At 57.4% G+C, this 25,110-nt stretch carries 21 protein-coding genes; 9 read left to right on the top strand and 12 right to left on the bottom strand.

Going from position 1 to position 25,110, the window contains the following annotated elements:
* Window positions 1–12 precede the first annotated feature (12 nt).
* Window positions 13–744 carry an aldo/keto reductase gene (locus HMPREF1628_RS06865; protein ID WP_034509833.1) on the top strand — a complete coding sequence of 244 codons (732 nt, stop codon included), beginning with the start codon at window positions 13–15 and terminating at the stop codon, window positions 742–744.
* A gap of 138 nt (window positions 745–882) precedes the next feature.
* Here the strand turns inward: HMPREF1628_RS06865 and HMPREF1628_RS06860 are convergent, their stop codons facing one another.
* On the bottom strand, window positions 883–2,373 hold the full coding sequence (locus HMPREF1628_RS06860; protein WP_034509831.1) for an amino acid permease: 1,491 nt from the start codon (window positions 2,371–2,373) through the stop codon (window positions 883–885).
* Between the two features lie 220 nt (window positions 2,374–2,593).
* Between HMPREF1628_RS06860 and HMPREF1628_RS06855 the strand changes: the two genes are divergently transcribed.
* Window positions 2,594–3,052: a RidA family protein gene (locus HMPREF1628_RS06855; RefSeq protein ID WP_034509829.1), complete on the top strand. Its 459-nt coding sequence runs from the start codon at window positions 2,594–2,596 to the stop codon at window positions 3,050–3,052.
* A gap of 41 nt (window positions 3,053–3,093) precedes the next feature.
* Here HMPREF1628_RS06855 and HMPREF1628_RS06850 read toward each other — a convergent pair whose 3' ends face one another.
* Window positions 3,094–3,792, bottom strand: coding sequence for an N-acetylmannosamine-6-phosphate 2-epimerase (locus HMPREF1628_RS06850; RefSeq protein ID WP_034509827.1), 699 nt, complete (start codon window positions 3,790–3,792; stop codon window positions 3,094–3,096).
* Window positions 3,782–4,762: an ROK family protein gene (locus tag HMPREF1628_RS06845; protein WP_052038966.1), complete on the bottom strand. Its 981-nt coding sequence runs from the start codon at window positions 4,760–4,762 to the stop codon at window positions 3,782–3,784. The genes HMPREF1628_RS06850 and HMPREF1628_RS06845 overlap by 11 nt, the downstream gene beginning before the upstream one ends.
* Window positions 4,763–4,882: 120 nt before the next feature.
* Here HMPREF1628_RS06845 and HMPREF1628_RS06840 point away from each other — a divergent pair, with 120 nt between their 5' ends.
* Window positions 4,883–5,866 (top strand): acetylxylan esterase, encoded by a 984-nt coding sequence (locus tag HMPREF1628_RS06840; RefSeq protein WP_084703301.1) that lies wholly within the window; start codon window positions 4,883–4,885, stop codon window positions 5,864–5,866.
* A gap of 79 nt (window positions 5,867–5,945) precedes the next feature.
* On the opposite strand, the gene HMPREF1628_RS06835 is transcribed toward HMPREF1628_RS06840, so the two are convergent.
* The 5 genes from HMPREF1628_RS06835 to HMPREF1628_RS06815 form a co-directional block, all read right to left on the bottom strand.
* The gene (locus tag HMPREF1628_RS06835) at window positions 5,946–7,325 is read right to left on the bottom strand and encodes an ABC transporter permease (protein WP_034509825.1); all 1,380 of its coding nucleotides are present in this window, start codon (window positions 7,323–7,325) and stop codon (window positions 5,946–5,948) included.
* A complete protein-coding gene (locus tag HMPREF1628_RS06830) occupies window positions 7,322–8,056 on the bottom strand; it encodes an ABC transporter ATP-binding protein (protein ID WP_034509824.1) in 735 nt (244 codons plus the stop codon). Before HMPREF1628_RS06830 ends, HMPREF1628_RS06835 begins: the two co-directional genes overlap by 4 nt.
* Window positions 8,057–8,059: 3 nt before the next feature.
* Window positions 8,060–9,034, bottom strand: coding sequence for a hypothetical protein (locus HMPREF1628_RS06825; RefSeq protein WP_052038965.1), 975 nt, complete (start codon window positions 9,032–9,034; stop codon window positions 8,060–8,062).
* 143 nt (window positions 9,035–9,177) lie between these two features.
* The gene (locus HMPREF1628_RS06820; protein WP_034509820.1) at window positions 9,178–11,304 is read right to left on the bottom strand and encodes a sialidase family protein; all 2,127 of its coding nucleotides are present in this window, start codon (window positions 11,302–11,304) and stop codon (window positions 9,178–9,180) included.
* Between the two features lie 24 nt (window positions 11,305–11,328).
* The gene (locus HMPREF1628_RS06815) at window positions 11,329–12,078 is read right to left on the bottom strand and encodes a FadR/GntR family transcriptional regulator (protein ID WP_269493624.1); all 750 of its coding nucleotides are present in this window, start codon (window positions 12,076–12,078) and stop codon (window positions 11,329–11,331) included.
* Window positions 12,079–12,189: 111 nt separating this feature from the next.
* On the opposite strand from HMPREF1628_RS06815, the gene HMPREF1628_RS06810 reads away from it, so the two are divergent.
* The 5 genes from HMPREF1628_RS06810 to HMPREF1628_RS06790 all read left to right on the top strand — a co-directional run bounded on the left by HMPREF1628_RS06810 (window position 12,190) and on the right by HMPREF1628_RS06790 (window position 18,681).
* Window positions 12,190–13,758, top strand: coding sequence for an ABC transporter substrate-binding protein (locus HMPREF1628_RS06810; RefSeq protein WP_034509816.1), 1,569 nt, complete (start codon window positions 12,190–12,192; stop codon window positions 13,756–13,758).
* Between the two features lie 116 nt (window positions 13,759–13,874).
* The gene (locus tag HMPREF1628_RS06805; RefSeq protein WP_034509814.1) at window positions 13,875–14,828 is read left to right on the top strand and encodes an ABC transporter permease; all 954 of its coding nucleotides are present in this window, start codon (window positions 13,875–13,877) and stop codon (window positions 14,826–14,828) included.
* A gap of 6 nt (window positions 14,829–14,834) precedes the next feature.
* Window positions 14,835–16,910, top strand: a complete 2,076-nt coding sequence (locus tag HMPREF1628_RS06800; protein ID WP_034509811.1) for a dipeptide/oligopeptide/nickel ABC transporter permease/ATP-binding protein — start codon at window positions 14,835–14,837, stop codon at window positions 16,908–16,910.
* Window positions 16,910–17,761 carry an ABC transporter ATP-binding protein gene (locus HMPREF1628_RS06795; protein ID WP_084703299.1) on the top strand — a complete coding sequence of 284 codons (852 nt, stop codon included), beginning with the start codon at window positions 16,910–16,912 and terminating at the stop codon, window positions 17,759–17,761. Before HMPREF1628_RS06800 ends, HMPREF1628_RS06795 begins: the two co-directional genes overlap by 1 nt.
* 8 nt (window positions 17,762–17,769) lie before the next feature.
* Window positions 17,770–18,681: a dihydrodipicolinate synthase family protein gene (locus HMPREF1628_RS06790; protein ID WP_034509809.1), complete on the top strand. Its 912-nt coding sequence runs from the start codon at window positions 17,770–17,772 to the stop codon at window positions 18,679–18,681.
* Window positions 18,682–18,993: 312 nt separating this feature from the next.
* On the opposite strand, the gene HMPREF1628_RS06785 is transcribed toward HMPREF1628_RS06790, so the two are convergent.
* The 4 genes from HMPREF1628_RS06785 to HMPREF1628_RS06770 form a co-directional block, all read right to left on the bottom strand.
* On the bottom strand, window positions 18,994–19,182 hold the full coding sequence (locus HMPREF1628_RS06785; RefSeq protein WP_148130880.1) for a hypothetical protein: 189 nt from the start codon (window positions 19,180–19,182) through the stop codon (window positions 18,994–18,996).
* Between the two features lie 5 nt (window positions 19,183–19,187).
* A complete protein-coding gene (locus HMPREF1628_RS06780) occupies window positions 19,188–20,648 on the bottom strand; it encodes an NAD(P)/FAD-dependent oxidoreductase (RefSeq protein ID WP_034509806.1) in 1,461 nt (486 codons plus the stop codon).
* Between the two features lie 323 nt (window positions 20,649–20,971).
* Window positions 20,972–22,450 (bottom strand): Re/Si-specific NAD(P)(+) transhydrogenase subunit beta, encoded by a 1,479-nt coding sequence (gene pntB, locus HMPREF1628_RS06775; RefSeq protein WP_034509804.1) that lies wholly within the window; start codon window positions 22,448–22,450, stop codon window positions 20,972–20,974.
* Between the two features lie 5 nt (window positions 22,451–22,455).
* The gene (locus HMPREF1628_RS06770) at window positions 22,456–24,006 is read right to left on the bottom strand and encodes a Re/Si-specific NAD(P)(+) transhydrogenase subunit alpha (RefSeq protein ID WP_034509802.1); all 1,551 of its coding nucleotides are present in this window, start codon (window positions 24,004–24,006) and stop codon (window positions 22,456–22,458) included.
* Window positions 24,007–24,224: 218 nt separating this feature from the next.
* Between HMPREF1628_RS06770 and HMPREF1628_RS06765 the strand changes: the two genes are divergently transcribed.
* Entirely contained in the window at window positions 24,225–25,010 is a 786-nt protein-coding gene (locus tag HMPREF1628_RS06765; RefSeq protein ID WP_034509800.1) for a class I SAM-dependent methyltransferase, read from the top strand.
* Window positions 25,011–25,110 lie beyond the last annotated feature (100 nt).

The following is a 25,110-nucleotide window of genomic DNA, read 5'->3' as shown; positions in this document are numbered from 1 at the left end:
TAGGGGGTTGCGATGTTTGAGATGAATGCGGCATTCGATTCACAATCGGTGAGCCTGGACGCTCCAGTTGGTGTTAGCTTGACCAATGCGTTCGCTCGTTGCGCACAGCGCGCCGGCGTGGAACAGATTGATCTTTCCGGCCTGCGTTTTGTTGAGGCCACGGACTCCTCTTCGCAATCCCTTCTTGCAGATGCTCCCGCTCAGTCCGCGTTGAGTATCCACCTTGGTAACCCAAGCGAACCCGCGGCGCTGCCCGATCTTGGTATGGACCCGCAGCTGCTTGAAGTTAGCGTCTTGGCTGCGCTCCAACGCACGGGCAGAGAAAACCTGGACATCGTGCAGCTAACCGGACAGTGCGCCGACCATTTGCTCTCGCGCAGGCAGGTGCAGACGCTTCGCTCCTTGAAGGATGAGGGTCTGGTTCGCAATTGGGGTGTGCGTGTGCGCACGGTCCGTCAGGCAATGCGCGCAATGTCGATAGTGGGTCTTAGCTACGTCTCGTTTAACGCATCTGACTTTGGGGCCGAGGCCACCGCAGGCATTCTCGCGGCGGCGCGCCGGGCGGGAACCACCGTGATCGTTTCGGTAAATGCTGATACGCCCGCCCAGACCATCTCTGGCTTGCGCCACAATCCGAGTGTTCTTGGTGTGTTGATTGAGGTTAATTCCCTGGAAGGTCTGGCAAAATCAGCTTCCACTATCGAGGAGCTACGCCGCTTCAGCAACGTTTTGCGCATCGCTTAACAAGAGCCCCTGCTCTCACGAGTTTTGCTTGGAGTGCAGCACGGTTTGCCGCGGGGACATCTGCAGCTGATGGTTTACGCAGAGGGCGCCTGCCGATTTTTACCGGTAGGCGCCCTCTAAAATATGAAGACGAATGCTTTAGTGGTCTACGCGTGAAAGATCGGCGGTTGCGGGATCTACCATTTTTGAGCGGGTAACTATCTTGTGGCCGATCCACAGCAACAGGAACGCGATCAGACCAACGTAGGTTGAGAAGATTGCGCCAACATTGAACTGGCCTGAGAATATCTCCATGTTCTGCCCGAAGATAATGACCAGAACCATGATGAGGGCAACGATGGGGCCGAGTGGGAACAGCTTGGAGCGGAAGGGAAGCTCGGCCGGATCGTGACCCTGGGCCTTCATGGCCTTGCGGAAGCGGTAGTGGCTCCACGCGATGCCCGCCCACACGATGAAGCCGGACAGGCCGGAGACGGTGATGAGCCACAGGTAAGCCGCTCCATCGCCAATCAGTGACGTGATGAAGGCGAATGCGCCTACCGTGGTGGTGGCCAGGAGGGCGGGCATGGGGACCCCGCGCTTGTTTACCTTGGTGAAAATCTTGGGGGCCTTGCCCGACAGAGCTAACGAATACAGCATCCGGGATGAGGCGTACATGCCGGAGTTTCCTGCTGACAAGATCGCGGTTAGCACCACTGCGTTCATTATGGTTGCCGTAGCCAGAATGCCCGCGCGCTCAAAAATGAGGGTGAAGGGCGAGATGGAAATGTCGCCAATATCTGCCGCTAGTAGGTGCGGGTCAGAGTAGTGCAACAGGAAACCGATGACAGCAATCGCACCAATGTAGAACAAGGTGATGCGGAAGAATACGGTGCGCACAGCCTTAGGGATGGTGCGCTCAGGGTTCTCGGCCTCGCCCGCGGCAACCGCAATTAGCTCGGTGCCTTGGAATGAGAAGCCCGCGATCATCATAATTGAGAACCATCCCAACCATCCGTTAACAAACGGGGCATCACCAGAAGTCCAGTTTTGGGTGCCGGGGGACGGGCCGCCCAAAATGCCAAAAATCATGGCTACGCCAACAATTAGGAACACGATCACCGTAACGACTTTGATGAGGGCGAGGTAAAACTCGGTTTCCCCAAATCCCTTAACGGTGAATGCGTTGATAAGGAATAGGACGGTGAGGAACACGGCTGACCACACCCAGGAGGGCACGTCTGGGAACCAGTACCGCATGACTAGCGCAACGGCCACGATCTCTGCGGCCAGGGTGATAGCCCAGTTGAACCAGTAGTTCCATCCGGTTGCAAAGCCAAATGAGGGTGAGATCCAGCGGGTTGCCCAGTTCTCGAACGAACCAGCGGTGGGTAGCCACGTGGACATTTCCCCCAGCGATTGCATCAGCAGGTAGACCATGAAACCGATGGCTGCGTAGGCGGCTAGGGCGCCACCCGGTCCCGCTTGAGAGATGGAACCACCAGACGCAACGAGGAGGCCGGTGCCGATAGCGCCGCCCATAGCGATCATGTTCAGGTGGCGAGCCCCAAGCTTTCGCTGCAACTTCTCCGGGTTTGACCCAGACTCACCAGCCTGTGGTCCCGATGGGGTATTTTGAAGAGCGCTCATCACGGTTCCAATCTCGAATGCTATTTTCTATTGGGAAACTTACAGCAAAACGCTTCGCGCTCCGAAGGGCGCTCGTTTTCTGCCCGAATTGTGGACGATACCCGCAAGTAAGGGCGCGTTCAATTCTTTGTGCCGAGTGCCGCAAATCCAGGCGTGTGTGCGCGTGGTTTGAGTTTTGGCTCGGGCCTTGCTTGATAAATTTGGGACGGAAGGAGCTGCTATGAGTGTTAGTGAGCGTTTGGAAGAACTTGGTATCGAGTTGCCGAAGGTGGTGGCTCCTGTAGCCGCGTACACGCCGGCCCTCGTTTTTGAAAATACGGTGCGCACGTCCGGTCAGTTGCCGATGGCGGACGGGCGGGTGACGTGTCAGGGCCGCGTTGGGCCGAACCGGACCAGTCCAGTGGAGGCGTACGAGGCTGCGCGCCTATGTGCTTTGAACGCGCTGGCTGCCGCAGCTGAAGCCGCCGGAGGAGTGGATCGCATTAAGCGAGTGTTGAAGGTGACGGGTTTTGTGGCTTCCTCGCGCGCATTCCACGCCCAACCGGCCGTGATTAACGGGGCGTCGGAGCTGTACCAGGAGATTTTTGGTAGCCAGCACGTGCGCTCCGCGCTTGGAGTGAACGCACTCCCGCTCGACGCTTCCGTTGAGGTTGAAGTCGAGTTCGAACTGCAAGATTAGGCAAAAGCCGGTAGCGGGATTTTGCTACCGGCTCTTGTTAGCTACTTAGCTACGCCCTCTTTTACTGCGGCGGCGAACCACCTGGTGATTGACGTGGGGTGCGTGATTGCGGTGCCAACCACGGCTGCCCAGGCGCCCGCCTCCATTACTTGACGGGCTTGATCAACCGTGTGGATGCGGCCTTCGCACAGCACGGGATGGTCGGGGAATTCCTCGACGATGCGGTGGAGCACTTCAAAGTCGGGGCCATCGGTTTTGGGTCGTTCACCGGTGTAGCCCGAAAGGGTGGTGGAGAGAATGTCACTGCCGGCCTCGGCGGCCATAACAGCATCCTCAAAAGACCCGCAATCAGCCATCACAACGGCGCCTTCATCGTGCAGGACCGCCACGGTTTGTGCGTAGGTTAGGCCATCTGGGCGGGGACGGCGCGTGGCATCAAGAGCAACAATGTCGGCTCCGGCCATCATGCACGCACGCGCGTGGCGCAACGTGGGGGTAATGAATACGCCGTCGTGGCCGTCTTTCCACAGGCCGATAACGGGTACGTCCACCTGACCGCGAATCGCAGAGATATCGGCTAGGCCCTGGCAGCGAATAGCCACCGCTCCGCCCTGCTGCGCGGCGAGCGCAATCTGCGCCATCGTTTCGGGGTGGCGCATTGGCTCGCCCGGGTAGGCCTGGACCGAGACTACAAGGCCGCCTTTGATCTGCTGTAGAAGGGTGTTTGCTCTATCGTTCATTTTTTACTCCTTCAAGTTTGGAAGCGGCCCAGGTGGTGGCGCCAAGTAGGGGAGCGTCAGATCCGAGCGTGCCTTCAAGTATTTCGATTTCTTTAAGAATGGGCAGGGCTCCGGCTTGGAAGGCATTCTTGAGCGCGGACCACCAGATCTCGCCCGACCTTGTGACCGAACCCGATAGAACCACCGCCTGAGGGTCAACACAGTTCGCGATCCCCGCAATCGCATCGCCCAGCCCGGCGCCCGAATCTGCCAGAACCTGAGTGGCAAGGGCCTCGCCAGCCTGCGCGCGCTGAGTGATTTCTCGCCCGCTCTTGGCCTCGTCCTCATTCGCACTTGTGCGCGCATTGTAAAGATCAACCTGGCCGGTGCCGGACGCAACCGACTCGATGTGTCCACTAGCGCCGCACGAGCAGGGGAAACCGGCCGCGAGCGGGTGGGGAACGTGGCCAACGTGTCCGGCGGCGAAATGCGCACCCATGTGGAGCTTGCCGTCTGCAACGATAGCCCCGCCAATGCCTGTGCCAACCGCCACCGCGAGTACAGAGCCGTATTCCTTCCCCGCCCCGAACGTACATTCGCCAAGCGCGTGAGCGTGCACGTCGTTCAAGGTGGCCACGGGCAAGCCAAATTCTTCTTCCACCAGCTTTGCCAGGGGCGTTCCCGCCCAGCCTTTGATCAAATCCGTTGCGGAAATGATCGCCCCGGTTTCAGTGTTCACAACGCCTGCAGATGCAATGCCGATAGCCGCAGGGGCTTCATTTTCGAGGGCGAGGCAGCGGTGAACTGATTCAAACACGGCCTCAACTACGGCCTTGGATCCGGATAGGGCGGGGGTGGGAACCTCGGACTTGTTGCTAACGAGGGGGAGGGGGTTGGCAAGCTCCACGGTAGCTGACGCTATTTTGGTGCCGCCAATGTCGATGGCGATAAAACGTCGGGGACTGTTTGTTGCTGAGGAGGATGGTGCCACTGCTGGCTCCTTTGCGTGAACAAATGTTTCTCTCAAATCCTAACAAATAAGACATCAGACGAAAGGGGTGTTGGTATTGAAAATAGAATCGCGCTCGCGGGCGAGCGTTAATCTGGTGGGGTGGCACTTACAGATCTAACTTTGACCGAGATGCGCACGTTCCAACCCGACGTGCACATGCCCTCTGACTTCACTTCGTTTTGGGAAAATACGCTGGCACAAACCCGCCAGAAGATCGCTCGAAGCGGCCTTGTTTATTCGCTCACCCCACTTGACACCCCGTATAAGCAGGTAGAGTATTACGACCTCGAATTTCCCGGTTTTATGGGGGACCCAATCCGGGGGTGGCTGTCCGGGCCGGCCGGTTTTATGCAACAAAGCGATCTGCCAATCATGGTGCAGTATCACGGCTATGGAGGAGGGCGAGGAATCCCCGGTGCCTACCCACACTGGCCGATGGCCGGCTACGTGCACCTGTCGATGGACTCGCGCGGGCAGGGCGGTGATTTTGGAGGATACGCTGCTACGCCGGATCCGCATTCAGCTTCTCCTCACGCTCGCGGTTTCATGTCCAACGGGATTGAAAGCAAGGAAGACTACTACTTCCGCAGGCTGGTAACCGACGCCGTAATGGCTGTGGATACTGCGTTGGAGCTTCCGTTTGTGGATAAGTCGCGGGTGTTCGTTACGGGCGCCTCCCAGGGCGGCTACCTGTCCATCGCGGCGGGTGCCTTCCACGATTGCGTGCGCGCCTCCATGCCAGATGTGGCGGGCTTTTGCTACCTGATGCGCGGAGTGGACCTCACTGATGACAATCCGTACCGCGAACTCGCGCGTTTCTTTAACACCCACCCCACGCGCGTAGATCACTACGTGAAAGTGTTGAACTATTTTGACGGCGTGAACTTTGCGCGCATCACCCAGGCTCCGGCGCTATTCAGCCTGGGCATGATGGATGTGACGGTGCCTCCATCCACCACGTACGCCGCATACAACGTTTACAACGCTCCGGCTGAAATCGAGGTTTACCCCTACGCCGGGCACGATGGCGGAGGCCTGCATCACTTCCTCAAGCAGGCCGAATGGGTCAGCCAGTTCCTCTAGCGCATCGCTTGAAAGAGTGAAAGGGCCCGCTTACGTGCCAGTAGATATCGGAGGTAAGCGGGCCGGATGCTAGTGGATGCTAGTACCTGATCGCGTCGATCGGTTTTACCTTCACCGCGATGGCTGCGGGGATGATACCGGCGAGGGCACCCACACCCGCTGCGATGAGGACGCCCAGAAGCGCGGCGGTCATCGGGTAGGGGATGGATGAGACCGGGATCGGGAAGTCCAACCAGTCACTCGGCGCAAACCGGATGGTGAGGATCGAGAGCAAAACGCCCGTAAAGCCGGCGGCAGTAGTGGCCACCACGGATTCAAGGAATACGGAGAAGAACACGCGCCGAGCGGAGGCGCCCATTGCTCGCCTAATGCCGATCTCGCGGATACGCTGGCGAACCGTCACAATCGAAACGGTCAGCAAACCAAACGCGCCCAGCATGATCACAATGCCACCGATGATGGAGACGATGGTCGTAATGATCGCCCGCTGATCCTCGCCAACATCGGACTGTTCCCCAGACCAATAGCTGTTCACCTGCCAATCGGGTTCAAGCTGCGACTTCAGCGTGGCCAGCACAACCTCGTTCGCATCTTTTTCTTGCCCAACTGGAACCAGCGCGCGCAACTCGCCCGCCTCAAGATTTACCGGGCCGCTTTTCCCCGCACTAAGACGAGGTTGCGAACCAATCAGGCCGTCGTAGTGCATGAAAATCTCGTTTTGATCCCACCTCGTCTGAGTCTTAACAACACCCACCACGGTAAGGGTCAAACCCGGATCGCCCTCAACGATGATTCGCGGATAGTTCAGCGGATTGGGCCTGCCCATGTTGTCCCACAGCTTTTCGTTGATCACAACGGGATTCATCTGAAGCATCGCGTCAGCGTCATTAATGAAGCGCCCCACCAGAAGCTGGCGCGCAAAAAACTTGAAATAAATGGGGTCAACGCCGCTTAGCTCCACCTGGTTATCAAAGCAGTCTTCCTTGTTGTAATCGCATTTAGACACCCACGAAGAGGTGCGCACGTTCGGTGATGTTTTCACCGAACGCGACCAGTTGGTGATCTTGAGATCCTCCATCGTTGCGCGGGCCGCTGCCCCGAACTTGCTTGTGCGCATACCCGTGGAATCTTCCACGAGGTCGGCGCTCTTGCCCAGCTGCGACTGGCTAGACCTACTGCCGTAACCCTCGGGGCCGTACGGGTCGGAGGGGCCAAACTTGGTTTCCGGATTACCTTCGCCACCACTGGAAGGGCTGGCTTGGAAGGTGAGAATACCGGGCCGGTTGCCAGAGATGGTTTGGAAATACTCATCGGTTGCAATCGCCATCGAACCCAGTGCGAGCACAGTAGCCATAGCCCACACGGCCACGGCCACACCCGTTAGGGACAGAACAAACCGGCCCTTGTTGATCTTGATCTCGCCCCAGGCCTCAATGAGGGCGCTCAGAATCTTATTCACTGCGCCTCCACCTCTAAAGACCGAGTAGCTAAAGCATCGTGTACCTGTTCGTGACTGCGCTCAACCAGCACGCCCTGACAAATCTGATAAATCTGCTTCGCACGGGCCGCCACCTGCATGTCGTGCGAAATGATGATGAGGGCGGAGTTCATTTCTGCTGCCACTTTTTCCAACAACTCCATCACCATGTTGCCGGTTTGCAGGTCAAGGGCGCCCGTGGGCTCATCCGCGAGGATCACTTTGGGCCGGCGCACGAGGGCGCGAGCAATTGCAACGCGCTGCTGCTCACCGCCCGACAGTTGGCTAGGCATCGCCTCCAGACGATCTCCCAGACCCACAAGCTCAAGCATTTCTGCAGCCAAACTAGAGCGGCGAAACAGCGTTCTTGTAGAGGACGAATACAGTAGCGGCACCTCCACGTTCTCCAGTGCCGTGCGCGCGTTAAACAGGTTGAACTGTTGGAACACGAAACCAAACGAGCTGCCGCGCAGAGCCGCACGCTTGCTTTCAGAGAGTTTAGCTACGTCCTCGCCCGCAAAAATGTACGTGCCCGAATCGGGTAGATCCAACATGCCGATGATATTCAGTAGCGTTGATTTACCCGTTCCGGACTGGCCCACAATCGAAATGTGATCGCGCGCGGACACGGTTAGGTCAACCCCGCGCAAAATCGGGAGGGGATTGCCGTTTTGAAGAGTGACCGTTCTGGTTACGCCGGTAAGTTCTAACACGGTTTAACCGACTCTACCCGCGCCCATGTCGTCACCTGCCGGATCATTATTCTGGTTGTCCTGGCGCGGAACGAACTCCAAAATCTCCTGGCCTTCGGCCAAGCCCTCTTTGATTTCAATGAGGTAGCCATCCGAAATGCCGAGTTTAACCTCAACCTTTTCCGGCTTTTGCGTGATGTCGTCCGTGGGGAGATAGACCATACCCCGCTGGTAGCGTCCCTCCACAGCCGTGACGGGCACGACGAGGGCATTTTTAGCCTCGCCACCGTGGATGATTAACTTGGCTTTCACACCGTCAAACACGAGCTCGGAATCAGGAATGTCGCAGCGCAACTGAGGGCCAGAATTGCTTTGTCCTTCGCCCTCTTTTTGTACCGGGGAGCCGGTCACGGTCTTTAGGCCCGTGCACTTAAACGGCGCGGGACCGCCGGTAACCGCCAGTTCGGCTTCCTCGGGAACGCCCTGCAGTGAATACAACTGATCGGGCGTAACGGGGACTTCCGCGTGGAACGTGTCGGGCACGATCGTGGCAACTTGGGTGCCCACGTCAACCTGCTGGTCGATGAGAGCGTCCAAAGAAACCGTGCCGGGTGAGGCCGCAACTACGTTGTGGTAAGTCTCAACCGCAGGAGCAGGAGGTGCCACTTCACCATCCGGGCCAGGATCGGGAGTTTCTGGAACCTCCTTGTGCATGATCTGCATGATGCGATCACCCGCGTTCACCTTCGCGCCTTCCTCCACGAACAGCCACACCACGGTGCCCTGCGCCGTTGCCTTCACCGTTTCAGACTTGTTTCGCACAACCGACGCATCCAGCGTGACCTCGTGCGAAATATCGGAGCGCGTCACCTGCGTGGTGGGGAACGTGAAGTCCCCATCTCCCACCAAATCCGGCGCCTTTTGTTGGTTTGGAAAGAACGCGAACTTAACTAGCGCAACGGCAATGACCACCCAGATCAGCATTCGCAGGATCTGCATTATGAAAGTTCTAGTGGGGTGTGCGTTCATTGGGCGCCCTCTTTGGCTTCGCTTTAGTTAGGTATTTATGAGCATATTACTTTGTGGGTGGCCGAAATTTTCAATTCCGCACCAGTTAAATCTGCGCGTGTCGCTGTGCATCCTCATTCAGCGGCCGGAAAAAGGGAAAAGGGAATGAAACTGAACCATACGCCCGCGGTTTCTCGCTCCCACACCATTCCGATCCCATTTTCTAGGGCAACGATGCTCTGGTAGCCGTGGTGGCGCGGATTGATCGCTAGGCTAACCCAGTTTGGTTTCGCATCCGGGCGCGTCAGGCTTTGCGCGTCGGTTCGATACAACGTTCCGCACCCACGGTACGGCAACATTCGGGAGGCGTTAGCAAAATATATGAAGCCTTCGTGGGCTGTGGCTGCCGGTTGGCAAAAAATCTCCGAAATCTGTGTCTCCTCCGTGACCTCGCCCCAAGTTAGACCCCCATCTCGTGAAACCGCGCGCTGGACGAACGGGCGTTGCGACCTCGAAAACATCACAACGTCTCCATCGGGTAGTTCAACTACCGCGGACTCTGACATCGTTGCCGCGGGAGTAGTGAAGCGGCGCGGATCCACCTGCTTCCCCTCAACCGCGCGTGCGTCATTAGTGGAACCGGAACGTTGCCACGTTTTGCCGTCGTCATCGGAGTAGATTACCGCGGCCGAGAACTGCGAAGCGTCCTCGTTTGAAAAATATACGGGCACCAGCAGCCGGTCCGCGTTATCCCCATGGCGCAAGCGGATCCCCGCGCCCGGTCCGATTCCCAGAAACGTCATCCACTCGTCTTTAACATCGGCAGTTAATAGACGAGGACTTGACCAGGTTTCTCCTCTATCCGAAGACGTCACGATAGCGATGTGCCCCGTTGGGACTACCGTTAGCGGGCCATCCCCCAGAATCTGCGGGCTGGCTTGGGCCACAAACTCCGTGGACTCACCACTGCGAGTCACCACAGGTGTGGGCCGCTGCGGCCAGCCTCCGGGTACTAAAAACTCCTGCCCGTCTTTTGCCTGTAGTAGCAGATCTTGTCCGTCATGGCCGTGGCCCGGCTGCGAGTTCAGCAGACCAATGCCAGCTGGATACAGGTCAAAAAGCAGGTGGATGTGGCCCTGGGCATCCTCCACGCACGCCGGGTCCGTAACCGAAATCGGCTGGCTTGGGCTTGACGGGTAGCCCGCAATCACTCGCGGAGCAGACCAGGTGGCGCCCTCATCATCTGAAACAGACACAACAATCTCGGTTACATTCGGAGAATCATTTGGCAGGCCGTGGCGCGCATCCGCAAACGCTACCAGGCGCCCACTACTATGATGTAAAAGGCTGGGAATCCGATGAAAAACACCGTTCGGGAACCGGTCAAACACCGGGGTTTGCGCCACGGACCGTCGCCCACTCAGAGCCGCAATCTGTTGATCGTTCAACGCCGGGTAGATGCCGCCGCGACTAACCTCGCCCATCAGACGCTCGCCGTGCAGCGATTGCCCAACCACGAAGCGATCAAGGTGCGGCGCAGAACCAGGAACATGGCCCGTCAGCCAGCCGTCCAAAAACACCTCGATTGCTCCGCCTCCAAATGCGATTACGAGGTCGTGCCAGCGCCCATCAGACCAAGGGCCAGCGCACTCAATCCGGGTAGCTGCCGCGGGTAGCTCCACCTCAATACCGCCCTCATCAATAAAAGCAGTGAGCGTGGGTTTGCCTTGGCTTTGGGCAGCAAACACGGTGCCGTACTGGTCTTTCCCGCGCACCCGGAAGCGCGCGTGTACCGCCCATTCGCGTAAGTCACCAATGCGTGCGGCATCGCGTTCATTGAGCTCCATTGCCGCGAACTCAACCAGTGCCTTTGGTAGCTCGCTACCTTGCTTTGCCAGGCGTGCAATGTCCTCATAAGCGTTAGTGGGCACCTCTATCGAAGAATCCGCATCCACCGGGTCGCCAACGGTTACCGGCGCAGACCACACCTCGTATCCGTCCAAGAAAATGCGGGTAGGCCCGCCCGTATAAACCGCAACCGTATGCTCGCCTCTTAGGCGCGTGTCCTCTATCGTGTAGTGAAAGGGTCCCGGTTTGTCTCCCGAGAATACCAGGCAGTCACCATCCACCTCGAGGGTCCAGCCAGGGCCGCTCATAACCGTGGCCGCACCGCCAATCCACTTCGAAAACCAAACGTTACCGGGCATAATCATCGTCGTCCCCAAAATAAACGTGGCGCTACCCCAAGCGAGGTGCGCCACGATGAAATGTTCATTGCTCTAAAATCAGCTGAGATCAAGAATGTTTGCAAGCGGCTCATAATGAGCGTAAACGGCAGCGCGATACGCATCCGCGTCACCAGCCTGCGCAGTTTCCAACATGAGGGCGTGCGCCTTCGCGGTCGACACCAAGTCCGGCCGGATCGTTTCCTCCATGTCTGGAATGAAAGACTGGTGCACCATCCACATTGCCGCAACCAGCTGATTCAGCAGGCTGTTATCCAAATAGGAAGAAAGCCCATTGTGGAAAGCAATGTCCTCCTCCAGGTAGGTCTGCCCGGCCTCGGCCTTCTTAATCATCACCTGAACTAGCTCTTCCAGCTGCGGATTAGAAGTTCCCTTCATCTCCCGCGCCAAGCTGTCACTCATCCCTAGATCAATGTACCTGCGAATAGCTACAACGTGTCGCAGCGATTCCGATCCTTCAAAATGGTCCAGGGCGTAGCGCAAAACCAGCGTTTCAACCATCGGTTGAAGCGACATTTCGCCAACGAACGAACCGCGTCCTTGCTGGACGCGCACAATATCTAAAGCTTCGAGCTTACGAATCGCCTCGCGCACAGAGGAACGGGAAACGCCAAGATCTTCGCACAGCTGGATTTCCGTAGGAAGAGGATCGCCAGGTTTTAGCTGATGGTCGAGTATGTACGCCTTCACCGCATCCATCGTGGCTTTGGATCTGTGAACAGACGCAATTCGGCCGGATTCAGCCTTTTTCGGCAAGTTTTTTGAAGTAGTCCCTAAAAACACTTGCATCAGGTTGTCTGTCATCATACGATTATCCTAACTGATACGTAGCAACGATGCTTATTGTTTCAGAAGTGAAGCGAATCCGTTTCATTCCCATCTCAATGGAGAGGAAAAGTTATGAGTTCTTCGAAACGCTGGGCCAAAGTAGCCGCAGTTGCGGCAGCCGCGGCACTCGCGCTCTCGGCTTGTGGCGGAGGGGCAGACAAAGGCACCACAGAAACTACAGGTGCGGCCGGTGATGGTGCACCCACCGGCACCCTGAACCTGGGTGTAGCCTACGAAACCACCAACTACGATCCTTCCACCACGTCCTCAGCCCTCGCAATGGGCTCGAACTGGCACGTAATGGAAGGCCTGTACGAGTTCGACATGGCAACCTACGAGGTTTACCCCGCACTTGCTGACGGGGAACTCAAGCAGGTTTCCGACACCGAATACGAAGCCACGCTCCGTGCGGACGCCAAGTTCTCCGATGGCACTCCCGTCACCACAAAGGACTACCTCGAGTCCTGGGCACGCACCACGGACGCGACCTCCATCTACCAGCAGTTCTTCGCAATGGTGGACTCGGTAGAGGCCAAGGACGACTCCACCCTCGTGTTCAAGCTGAAGTACCCGTTCGCCAACCTGGCACAGCGCCTCGTGAATGTTAAGGTAATTCCCGCATCCTCCACGCAGGAAGAGATGACGGCATTCCCCGTTGGTACCGGCCCGTACAAGTACGAATCCATCACCGACACCGCCATTGAGGCCGTTCCGAACGAGTTCTACAACGGCTCCAAGCCCGCAACGGTTGAGAAGATGCACTGGGACATCCTGAAGGATGAGTCGGCCCGCCTCTCCGCAGCACTGGGCGGCACCATCGACATCATGGAAACCGTTCCCTCGGCGCTGAAGTCGCAGGTTGAGGGTGCCGGCTGGACCATCCAGGAAACTCCGGGCTACAACAACGCGTTCCTCATGTTCAACACCTCGAAGGCTCCCTTCGACAAGCCGGAGGTGCGTCGGGCATTCCACCAAGCCATCGACCGCCAGAAGCTGGTTGAGCAGGGTCTATCAGGAGACGCAGTAGCATCCACCTCGTTCCTGCCCGAAGTTAATCCGGCATACAAGAAGGCCGCCACGCAGCTCGACTTCAACACCGAAGCCGCGAAGGCAGCATTCGCAGACGCTGGCCTCACCGAAATCACGCTGATCACCACCGACCACGCGTGGATCGCAAACCTTATCCCGCAAGTTAAGCAGGACCTCGAGGCAGCCGGCCTGAAGGTAAACGTACAGTCCATGGCATCCTCGGACCTGTACGCAAACTACGCGGACGTTGACGCCGCAACCTACGACGTTGCAATGGCACCCGGCGACCCGTCAGTATTCGGACAGGATCCAGGCATCATCATCGACTGGTGGTACGGAGACAACGTATGGACTCAGAAGCGCACCTTCTGGCAGACCTCAGATCCGGAGAACTACAAGAAGCTCCGCGACCTCGTAGCCGAAGCCTCCCAGCTTGAAGGTGATGCAGCCAAGGCCAAGTGGGGCGAAGCTCAGGATCTAATCGCGGAGAACGCACCCCTCTTCCCGCTCTTCCACCGCACCATGATCACCGGTGTGAACGAGAACAGGGTCTCCGGCTTCCAGGGCATCGGCACTACCGGCCTTGAAGCACTTGGTGTAACTGTCAAGTAACACGTAGCTAACCAAGGGAGGGGCGGGATTACGTCCCGCCCCTCCCTTCAGCTTTACAATAAATCCCATCAAAAATCTGCGTCAGTTCTTAGCGAAGATAGAACAGGAAATGGGTTGTGAACAATCTTCTTAGACTACTCGGACGGCGCCTCGTCGCCCTCCCGATCATGGTGATTGGAGTGACCTTACTGGTCTTCTTCATCATGTACCTGTCGCCTATTGATCCGGCCTACTCGGCCCTAGGCGAATTTGCCACGCCAGAGGCGTTAGAAAAATACCGGATCGACAACGGCCTAAACGATCCGTTCCTAGTTCAATACCTCAACTACCTGGCAGGCATGATCCAAGGCGACCTCGGATCCTACGGTGTTGGTAGCGCAAACCGCGTCTCCGACCTCGTTGGCACAGCACTGCCAATCACACTACAACTAACCTTCTTCGGCCTCATAATCGCGATCATTTTCGCATTCCCCCTCGGTATCATCGCCGCCATCTACCGCGGCCAGTGGCCAGACCAGGTAATCCGCGTACTGTCAGTCATCTTCCTTGGAACCCCGTCATTCTGGTTGGCCAGCCTCCTCGTGCTCGGCTTCGTAGGATCATCCCTACCCGTGTCGGGTGCCCTGCCCTCAATCACCGGCGACTTCTCCGGCTGGTTCCTCCGAATGCTCCTCCCCGCCATCGCCCTCGCCACCCCCGTCGTTGGGCAAATGACCCGCGTGGTTAGGACATCAATGGTTGAAGAACTAGACTCCGATTACGTTCGCACCGCACTCGGCGCCGGCATCCCCCGCGCCGTCGTCATCTCACGCAACGTTCTGCGCAACGCACTCATCACGCCCGTAACCGTACTCGGTCTGCGCGTCGGCTACCTGATCGGTGGCGCAGTAGTTATCGAAATCATCTTCAACCTGCAGGGCATGGGACGTGTGCTCGTCACCGGCATCCAAGCGAACTACGTGACCCTGGTGCAAGGCGGCGTGCTCGTTGTGGCAATCGCATTCATCATCGTCAACATCATCGTCGACTTGCTCTACCTGCTAATCAACCCGCGCATAAGGTCGGTGTAAACAGTGATGACTTCAAAAAAGAAAAAGCTAGAAAAAGTCACTCAGCCGGGCGTTAAATTCACGCGCTTCAAGAATATGTCGATCGGTTCGCGCATCTCTGTTTTCGTGATCGCGTTCGTCGTCATCCTCTCACTACTTGCGCCCCTAATCGCGCCCTACAGCCCATCCCAAACCTTCGCCAACTGGGTAGCCCCCAGCGGTGAGCACCTGTTCGGAACCGACCACGTCGGCCGAGACATCCTCTCCCGCCTCCTATACGGTGGCCGCTACTCGATTGCCATCGGGCTGTTCGCAGCCCTCGGTGCCCTCCTCGTCGGATCAATCATCGGCGCCATCGCCGCAGTCTCACGCAAGTGGGTTAACGAAGTCATCATGCGCATCATGGACGTCATCATGGCGGTTCCTGGCATTGCAATGGCTGCCGTCATGGTCCTCGTGTTCAGTAAACGCCTGGACGTAGACAACGTAGGTGGCATCGTCGCTGTCATCGTTATCGCAATTGGTTTCGTCTACACGCCCCAAATTGCACGCATCGTCCGCGCAAACGTCATGAGCGCCTACGGAGAAGACTATGTGCGCGCAGTTATCGTTTCCGGTGCGAGGGCCCCATGGATCGTGACCAAACACGTTGTGCGCAACACTGCGGCACCCGTCCTCGTGTTCGCAACCGTCCTTGTCGCCGACGCGATCATTCTAGAAGCCTCTCTTACCTTCATCGGTTCGGGCTTGCAGCCAACCATGGTCCCCACCTGGGGTAACGTGCTTTCCGAAGCCTCATCGTCCGGCTCAATCCTGGCGGGCATGTGGTGGACTGCAACATTCCCCGGCATCATGATCATGCTAACCGTCCTTTGCCTCAACATCCTGTCCGAAGGCATCACGGACGCAATGGTTGCCGCCCCCGCATCCAGTCAGAAAGTTCAGGCGGTTTCCGGTGAGCGAAAGGAAGACCGTCTACTCCTTGATCCGCGCCTCGCGTACGCCGAACAGGCCGAATCGCTACAACAGCGCATCAACCAACTAGCTGTCGTTGAACGCGAACGCACCGACCGGTTTGCCCCCGTAGAAAACGGCAAGGTGCTACTCGAAGTCAAGAATCTATCGATCAAGTTCCCTCGCCACGGCGACGTGAACGTGGTGGACGGCGTTTCATTCTCGGTTCGCGAGAACGAAACCATGGGCCTCGTAGGCGAATCCGGATGCGGTAAGTCGATCACTGCTCTCACCATCATGGGACTGATTGACCCGAAGGCGCAGATCACCGGCGAAATCCTCTACCAGGGTCGCGATCTGTTGAAGATGACGCCCAAGGAACGTCAGAAGCTCCTCGGTCACGAGCTTGCAATGATTTACCAAGACGCCCTGTCTTCCCTGAACCCCGCCATGCTGATTCGCTCCCAAATGAAGCAGCTGACCAAGCGCGGGGGAACCCGCACCGCGGAAGAGCTACTCGAGCTCGTTGGCCTGGACCCTAAGCGCACGCTCGAGTCCTACCCGCACGAACTCTCCGGCGGTCAACGCCAGCGCGTCCTGATTGCAATGGCGTTAACCCGCGACCCGAAGCTCATCATCGCAGACGAACCCACCACGGCACTCGACGTCACCGTCCAACGCCAAGTGATCGATCTGCTCAACGAGCTTAGAGAAAAGCTCGGCTTCGCCATGGTGTTCGTATCACACGACCTCGCCCTCGTGGCCGAAGTCGCCCACAAGATCACCGTCATGTATGCCGGTCAAGTTGTAGAGCAGGCAACCACCTCGGAACTGCTCACCAACCCGGTACACGAGTACACGCGCGGCCTCCTCGGCTCCGTGCTTTCAATCGAAGCCGGATCGGGACGCCTCCACCAGGTTCCCGGCACCGTGCCGTCACCGCGAGACTTCCCCGACGGAGACCGCTTCGCGCCCCGCTCATCACACCCGGACGTCGGCCTGCACACCAAGCCGATCACCATGAGTATTCCGGGCGTCAGCCACAGGTACGCAGCTGAGCCAGACAGCGCTTGGATTGAGGCCGGCTACGAGCCGCCCAAACAGCCAGGCAAGCCAGTTGAAACCGAGTTGAATGAGGAGGCAAAATAATGGCTAGCAAAGCTTCAATGCCAGAACTCGCCCCTTACGATGGGCCCATCATTGAGCTACAGGACGTCAACGTAACGTTCAAAACCCGAACCGGCTCGGTTTTTAGCCCACACAAGGTTCACGCCGTGCAAGACGTCAGCATGAAACTTATGCCCGGCAAGGTCCTCGGCCTCGTGGGTGAATCCGGCTCCGGAAAGTCCACTACCGCCAACGTTATGTGCGGCCTGCAGTCCGCAACGTCGGGCAAAGTGTTCTTTCGCGGTGAAGAAGTCACCAAACGGTCAGCCGCTGACAGGCGCAAAATCGGGCGCGTAGTATCCGTAGTATTCCAAGATCCCGCAACCGCATTGAACGCCCGCATGGCTGTACGCGACCAGCTGAAGGACCCTCTTCGCGTCCACAGAATCGGTAGTGAAGCTGACCGGGAAGCCAGAGTGGAAGAACTCATCCAGATGGTGGGACTACCTCATTCGGCTCTAGATGCGCTTCCCGGACAACTTTCTGGTGGCCAGCGTCAGCGCGTCGCTATTGCGCGCGCCCTCTCGCTCAGCCCAGACGCGATCATCGCAGACGAGCCCACGTCTGCACTAGACGTGTCGGTGCGCGCCCAGATCTTGAACTTGCTGATGGATTTGAAGAACCAACTCGGCCTCGCAATGGTCTTTATTTCCCACGACATTCAGACCGTCCGCTACATTTCAGACACTATTGCTGTGATGAACTCCGGCAAAGTTGTGGAACAAGGCCCTGCGAAGCAGCTGCTCGAAAACCCACAGCATCCATACACAAAGACTCTTCTCGGTGCGGCGCCATCACTGCTACACCCGGATCTAGGAACCACTAAGGCTTGAGGAAAATAATGAAATTCCACGGAATCATTCCCCCTGTTGTAACCCCACTTACCGACGATCACGAACTTGATGTCGTTTCTTACGAGCGGTCTTTGAATCGTATGATCGAGGCCGGTGTAGACGGGTTATTCGTACTGGGATCGTCCTCCGAAGTTGTGTTCTGCACGGACGAGCGGAGGCGCCAAATTGTCGAAACGGCACTGCGCGTTGCCGATGGCCGAGTGCCCGTCATGGTTGGCGTTATTGACACGTCCACTCCTCGCGTCCTCGAACACGTGCGCGTAGCGGAAGAAATGGGTGCCGACGCGATCGTTGCCACCGCCCCGTTCTACGCAATCGTTGGGCAAAAAGAGGTTGAACGCCACTTCCGCCTCATTCACGAGGCCACCGACCTGCCCATCTTCGCCTACGATCTGCCGCAGTGTGTCCACATCAAACTACAGGGCGACATGCTCGTGCGACTCGGCGTTGACGGCGTACTAGCCGGCGTCAAGGACTCCTCGGGAGACGACGTAAGCTTCCGCTACCTGACCATGGCTAACGACCTTGCAGGCCACCCGCTACAGGTATTCACCGGACATGAAGTTGTAGTTGACGGCGCATACCTGTCCGGCGCGGACGGCTCCGTTCCCGGCCTCGCCAACGTTAACCCGGATCTGTACGTAGACCAGTGGAAGGCATACCAGGCCGGTGACTGGGATAGAGTTCGCGAACTCCAAACCCAGGCTGCGCGTCTTATGCGCATCACTTCGGTGACTCGCGGCGAGTTCGGCTTTGCTGCCGGCGTAGGAGCCTTCAAAACCGCACTTAACCTGATGGGCGTCTTTGACTCCGCGCAAATGCCAGAACCAGTACTGCCTCTGGAGGGCGAGAACCGGGTAGCAATCGCCCAGGTTCTCAAGCAGGAAGGCTTGCTGTAAAACTGCAGGAAGACCTACTGTAAAACCGTTCAGGCCCAAGAAATAACACTTCGGACCCGAACGTAATACATGGGGGCGGCCCGAGCTTTTACTCGGGCCGCCCCCATGTCATCCCATCAACACAATGCAAGGTTTTCAGTCTCGAGGAAACTAAATCTGAAAACAGCGCCTCGCCGATCTCCTCAGCGATTAATTAAAATGTAAGCCCCTATTCTGGGTAGGGCTTAAAACTAACCTGGAAGTTTCTTGGGAAAAATTTTGGTGGACCACTTTCGTGGCCCACCAAAATCAGTATTCAACTATGTAGCGCTGTTACATGCTTCGACGCACGATGTCGAGCGTGCGAATGTTAAACAATGCGAAGCGCACAAGCTGGTAGGGAATGAAGTTCCGCTTGAAAGTCGTGTACTTGGTTGGAAGCGGTGCACGTGAAAGACGTGCAGCCGTTCGCGGGTCAAGCTGTTCGACAGTCTTCATTGCTTCCGCAGTTTTTTCTGACATGTTGATCACTCCGGCAGTAGGTTCCAGCCCGGAAGAGCCTTCGCCTTGTAGATGAACAGGTAGTGGTACAGGATCTTGACCCAGTGGCCGAACAGGCCGAGCTCACCCTGCGTGAGGGTGGGGTGACGACCCGTTTCGGGGTACACGGTGTTATCCGGAACAACCGGGTACATGACCATCGCGGCAGCGGAGCCGGAAAGCATGTTACGACCGGTAGAAGCATCACAAATCGCGCCGAGATCACCCAGGGATGCCTCGCGAAGCGGAGCATTGGGATCGTTTAGGCGATCGAGGATGGACTCAGCAACCTTAGCTGCCATCGTGCCCGAAGGTTGGCCGGTGCGCGGAGGCGCCGGAGCAATCATCGTGCCGTTCGGCGTCTTGGTAGGCTCAGAAATTGCGTGCGGCGGAGCGAACGCAATACCAACAGCAAACATGTTGCCGTAGGTCGGGTTCTGGTAGGTGCGCGGCCAGTCCTTTGCACGCCACTCCTCGTAAGGCTTCGGCGTGTAGTCCGCGTCAACCTTCATGAAGCCCGCCGGGTTGAAGACAACGTCAGAAATGTCATTGCCCTCGCGGTCGAATGCCTTCATCGGAATACCCGTGAACGGAGGTAGAAGCATAGCGAAATCGTAGTCGAGATCGTACTCTTCACCGTCAGCGTTCTCGTACGTCAGCTTGTCGGCCTCGATATTCTTGACCGCAACCTGAGCAATAGCCTTAACGCCACGCTCGCGGAAAATGGACTCGGTCCACAGCTGCGAGGTGGTGTAGTAGCCGTCCTGCTTGAACGTCATGCCGCCAACGCCGAGGTCACCGAGCTTGGGCTCGTTCGTGATGTAAACGATTTCAGCCTTGTCGCGCACGCCGTGCTGACGAAGCTCGAAGTCGGTGTTGAAGGTGTATTCGAAAGCAGCGCCCTGGCAGGTGCAGTTACCGGCGCCGGTGCCAATAACGAAGCGGAGGCGCTCGCCATTCTTCATGCGGTTAACGGCGCGAAGGAACTCTTCGCCACAAACCTCAGCGTGAGCGTCGGTGCACACGGACTGCGTGTAGCCGCCGTCTGGGCCAAGACCCGGGGTTGCCGCGAAGTTCAGCTTCGGGCCGGTTGCGTTAATCAAGTAGTCAAACTCAACGCGATCCGTCTGGCCTTTATGAGCCGGATCGGTGTATTCGAACTCTACTTGCGGACGCGGGTTATCTTCCGTGCCCTCCGGGTAGATGTTGTGAGCGGCCGCCTGGCGGAAATCGATGCCGTACTTTTCGTAAAGCGGGCGAAGTTCGAAGACCACTTTTTCACGAGGCATTGAGCCCGTGCCAACCCAAATGTTGGACGGAACCCAGTTCCAGGTTGGTTTTGGCGAGACGACCACGACTTGATGTTCTGTGTTCTTTAGCTCTCTTGCGAGGATCATCGAGGCCGTGTGACCAGCGATGCCTGCACCAAGAACGACAATTTGAGCCACGGTGTTTCCAATCGTCGGAATTGAAATATGACAACAATAAATTAAGCTCATCTGACACAACTTTGTGCTCTTAATTCACTGCGCTGTGTGGTTGAGCTACATCCTCAATGCTAACAGGATGCCTGCGTGTTAGCCACGTCACCGAGTCGAAAAACAGCTCAAAATATGTGACTTCGTATACGACGCCTCGAAAATATGTGATTAGCGTCTTATGTTTGCGTGGGTAAAGTGAGCAGTGAATCCCCTCTGAAAGCGCCTTGATCCAATCCAAGAAAAGACGAAGGGCGCGAGCCGAAGCCCGCGCCCTTCCGCCCAGCACTGGTCTATAGCGCTGCGATGATGTTTTCTACCGAAGCCTTTGCGTCTCCGAACAGCATCTTTGTGTTCTCCTTGAAGAACAGCGGATTCTGTACGCCCGCGTAGCCGGTGGCCATGGAACGCTTAAACACGATCACATCGTGGGCGTTCCACACCTTCAAGACCGGCATGCCGGCAATCGGCGAACCCGGCTGCTCAGCTGCAGGATTCACCGTGTCATTAGCGCCGATGACGAGGACGACGTCTACATCACCGAAATCGTCATTCACCTCGTCCAGCTCCTTAACAATGTCGTAAGGGACCTTCGCTTCAGCCAGTAACACGTTCATGTGGCCGGGTAGGCGGCCTGCAACCGGGTGGATGCCGAACTCGACCTCGACGCCCGCGTCGCGGAGCTTGCGAGTCAGATCCGCAACCGGGTACTGCGCTTGCGCAACAGCCATGCCGTAGCCCGGGGTGATCATGACGCGCTTGGCGTCCTTCAGCAGCTCGGCAACCTCTGATGCTTGGATCTCCTGGTGCGTGCCCTGCTCTTCGTCGCCGGAAGCTACCGCGCCATCCGAGCCGAATCCGCCCAGGATTACCGAAATGAACGAGCGGTTCATGGCCTTACTCATGATGTAAGAGAGGAAGGCACCGGAAGAACCAACGAGGGCGCCCGTAATAATCAGCAGGTCGTTGTTCAACATGAAGCCGGCGGCAGCCGCAGCCCAACCGGAGTAGGAGTTCAACATCGACACAACCACAGGCATATCGCCGCCGCCAATGGCTGCCACAAGGTGGAGGCCAAACGCCAGAGCGATAAAGGTCATCAGGATCAGCATCGCTGTTGCGAGCGGCGTGACACCACCCTCGCGAATAAATACCACCATGATGATCAGTGTCACCACGAGGGCTGCCAGGTTGATCCAGTTGCGGCCGGGTATCATCAGCGGGGCGCCCTTGATCTTGGCCGACAGCTTCAGGTAGGCGATGATCGAGCCCGTGAACGTGACCGCGCCAATAAAGACACCCAGGTAAACCTCACCCAGGTGGAAACCGCCGAGTAGCTCCGCCTGCGCATCTGGCGCCAGGTATGAGTTGTAACCCACCAGCACAGCAGCAAGGCCAACAAACGAGTGGAGTAGCGCGATGAGCTCGGGCATGCCCGTCATCTCGACGTTGCGAGCCTTCCAAATTCCGATCATTGCGCCAATTAGCATCGCTACCGCGATCAACAGTGCGGTTACTGCCACACCGCGATCAGGGTTGGAAGATATCGCTAGCGCAATCGTGGCGATGAGCGCAATGGTCATACCAATGATGCCCGCATTGTTGCCTTTTTGCGCGGTTTCGTGCTTAGAAAGGCCTGCGAGGGCGCGAATAAATAGCAGTGCCGCGATGATGTATGCCAACGACACGAACGTTTGGACGCTCGATGCGGAGGCGGCTTCAACGGGAGCGGCGGGAAGCAGAGTGCTCGCTTTAATGAGAGAAGTAAACATCTGTATCAGTCCTTCTTGAACATGGCGAGCATGCGGTGAGTGACCGTGAAGCCACCAAAAATGTTGATGGAAGCCACGACAATCGCAATGAACGACAGGGTTGAGACGAGGAGGTTGCCGGAGCCAACCTGCAAGATTGCGCCCACCAGGATGATGCCGGAAATCGCGTTGGTTACAGACATGAGGGGCGTGTGCAGTGAGTGGGTGACCGAGGTGATCACGTAGAACCCGAGGATAATGGCCAGCGCAAGAACCATATAGTGACCGAGCACGGGCGCGGGTGAAACCCATACCAGGGCAAGGCCCAGAACTGCCGCTACCAGAGTCCAGATGAACTGGTTGCGCTTCTTAGCGGCCTCCTTCCGGGCCTCTTCTGCAGCTTGAGCGGCTTCGAGTGCCGGGTCTGGCTTGGGGGTAGCAGCGGCGGGGGCCGCCGACACCTTTACCGGAGGGGGTGGCCACATCACATCACGCAGATGCGTGATGGTAATGCCGCGCACAATCTCGTCCTCGAGGTCGAAAACGATCTGCCCGTCCTTTTCCGGTGTCATGAGCTTTAGCAGGTTCACAATGTTTTGGCCGTAAAGCTGCGATGATTGAGCGGGTAGCCTGCCCGCAAGGTCGGTAATGCCCAGAATGATCACGCCATTTTCGGTGACTATCCGCTCGCCAGGAACCGTGAGTTCACAGTTGCCGCCATTTGCGGCGGCCATATCGACGATGACCGAACCGGGCTTCATACCGGCAACGGCCTGGGCGGTGAGCAAAAGCGGCGACTTTCGGCCCGGCACGTTCGCCGTGGTGATGACGATATCGGAGGCCGCGGCTTGCTCGGTGTATAGCGTAAGTGCGGCGTCACGCTGGGCGTCGGTCATCTCCTTAGCGTAACCGTCGGAGGAAACCTCGCTGGCTGCTGGAATGGCAACAAAGTTGGCGCCCATGGATTCGACTTGCTCGCCAACTTCTGGGCGAACGTCGGTAGCGTATACCTGTGCACCCATCGAGTTTGCGGTGCCGATTGCGGCCAGTCCGGCAACGCCCGCTCCAATCACGTAAACGCGTGCGGGTGGCATCTTGCCAGCGGCCGTGACCTGTCCGGTGAAAAGACGGCCGTATTCGGCAGCGGCTTCAATGATGGCGCGGTAGCCGGCTACGTTTGCCATTGACGAGAGCACGTCCATGGATTGCGCGCGAGAAATGCGTGGAACGGTGTCCATGGCGAGGGCGGTTATGCCCCTGCTAGAGAGCGCTTCGATAAGCTCCGGGTTACGTGCGGGAGCTAGGCGTGCGATGAGGGTCGCGCCCTCGTGCATCATGTCTAGCTGACTCGTGGTGGGCGCATCGAGCGCTAGCACGATGTCGGAATCCCAAACGGTCTCTGACGTGGCGATGCGCGCGCCGGCTTCTTGATACTGCGCATCAGGGTAGCTGGCTAACTCTCCGGCGCGTTCTTCGAGGGCAACTTCGTAGCCCAGTGCTATAAGTTTTTTGACTGTATCGGGAGTGGCCGCCACAAGTGGTTGCCCGTTCCCTTCTTTTGGAACCCCTATGCGCAAAACTGCTCCTTTGTGTTCGAGGTTAAGGCGGCTTTACCGGTTCTTTAGTCCAAGAGGCCGCAACTACTTACGAGAATAGCGGGAAGGCAAGACGATGCAAACGCCGCGTTGGGATTTCCCATAATTCAAAATGGCATGTCGTAAACGTAGTGATTTGCGCGACTTTTCGCCCTGTTTTGCCGCGTGGTACGTTGTGCGAAGGAGTTGAAGGAGGATGTGTGGGCGCTTGTGATCCGTGGGATGAGAGCGCGCCGGCTAACGCATTTGAGCGTGCCGGTAGTGAGTATCAGGATTATCGTCCTTCGTATCCGCCCCAGTCAGTGAGGGCAGCCTTAGGCGTTGAGGATGCACGTGGCTTGCGGGTTGTGGATGTGGGCGCAGGCACGGGTAAGTTTTCACGCCGGGCGCTGGAGGCCGGGGCGCGCGTGTGGGCGGTGGAGCCCGCGTTGGCGATGAGGCGCCAGCTGGCTACGGCACAGAAGAATTATTCGGACGATCTGCAGGTCGTTGAGGGAGTGGCCGAGGCTACGGGTCTGCCACAAGGGTTTGCTGATGTGGTGGTGTTTGCGCAGAGCTGGCATTGGGTTGATCCCGGCGCGGCACTGGTAGAGGCGGCAAGGCTTCTGCGCCGAAATGGGCATGTTGCGATTGTGTTTAACCAGATGGATGTGTCGATTCCGTGGGTGCATCGCCTGACTCGAATCATGCGTTCGGGAGATGTTCACACTCCCTCCCGGCCCCCGATACTTGGCGGAGGATGGACAGTGCCCTCGTTGCATAAAACTGATTTTGTATCCGGCCTCGATATTGAAGGGGTGAAGGCGCTGGCGCGCACACGCTCGTCTTACTTGAAGTCCACGCCGGCGAACAGGCAGAAGATGCAGGAAAACTTGCAATGGTACCTGGCGGAGCATCTTGGCTATGGCAAAACGGACGTTATCGAGATCCCGTATTACACACTTGTGTGGAAAACGACGCTGAAATCTGGAGCATCTGATATCTAACAGCTCACAAAATGGCTAATTTCTCCAGAGAATGGACGGATTAGCGGAGATTTCAGCAATCTTGATAATAATGTGACCGTCCGATTTTCGTTTGAAAGAT

Source organism: Actinomyces sp. S4-C9, assembly GCF_000758775.1.
In the GTDB taxonomy this organism is placed as follows: Bacteria; Actinomycetota; Actinomycetes; order Actinomycetales; family Actinomycetaceae; genus Gleimia; species Gleimia europaea.
This window is presented reverse-complemented; position numbering and strand designations above follow the sequence as displayed.

Bases quoted from the DNA above. Each gene is read 5' to 3' on its own strand.
- HMPREF1628_RS06865 (WP_034509833.1), top strand. From the start codon at position 13: ATGTTTGAGATGAATGCGGCATTCGATTCACAATCGGTGAGCCTGGAC.
- HMPREF1628_RS06860 (WP_034509831.1), bottom strand. From the start codon at position 2,373: ATGAGCGCTCTTCAAAATACCCCATCGGGACCACAGGCTGGTGAGTCT.
- HMPREF1628_RS06855 (WP_034509829.1), top strand. From the start codon at position 2,594: ATGAGTGTTAGTGAGCGTTTGGAAGAACTTGGTATCGAGTTGCCGAAG.
- HMPREF1628_RS06850 (WP_034509827.1), bottom strand. From the start codon at position 3,792: ATGAACGATAGAGCAAACACCCTTCTACAGCAGATCAAAGGCGGCCTT.
- HMPREF1628_RS06825 (WP_052038965.1), bottom strand. From the start codon at position 9,034: ATGCAGATCCTGCGAATGCTGATCTGGGTGGTCATTGCCGTTGCGCTA.
- HMPREF1628_RS06815 (WP_269493624.1), bottom strand. From the start codon at position 12,078: ATGCAAGTGTTTTTAGGGACTACTTCAAAAAACTTGCCGAAAAAGGCT.
- HMPREF1628_RS06810 (WP_034509816.1), top strand. From the start codon at position 12,190: ATGAGTTCTTCGAAACGCTGGGCCAAAGTAGCCGCAGTTGCGGCAGCC.
- HMPREF1628_RS06800 (WP_034509811.1), top strand. From the start codon at position 14,835: ATGACTTCAAAAAAGAAAAAGCTAGAAAAAGTCACTCAGCCGGGCGTT.
- HMPREF1628_RS06795 (WP_084703299.1), top strand. From the start codon at position 16,910: ATGGCTAGCAAAGCTTCAATGCCAGAACTCGCCCCTTACGATGGGCCC.
- HMPREF1628_RS06790 (WP_034509809.1), top strand. From the start codon at position 17,770: ATGAAATTCCACGGAATCATTCCCCCTGTTGTAACCCCACTTACCGAC.
- HMPREF1628_RS06785 (WP_148130880.1), bottom strand. From the start codon at position 19,182: ATGTCAGAAAAAACTGCGGAAGCAATGAAGACTGTCGAACAGCTTGAC.
- pntB (WP_034509804.1), bottom strand. From the start codon at position 22,450: ATGTTTACTTCTCTCATTAAAGCGAGCACTCTGCTTCCCGCCGCTCCC.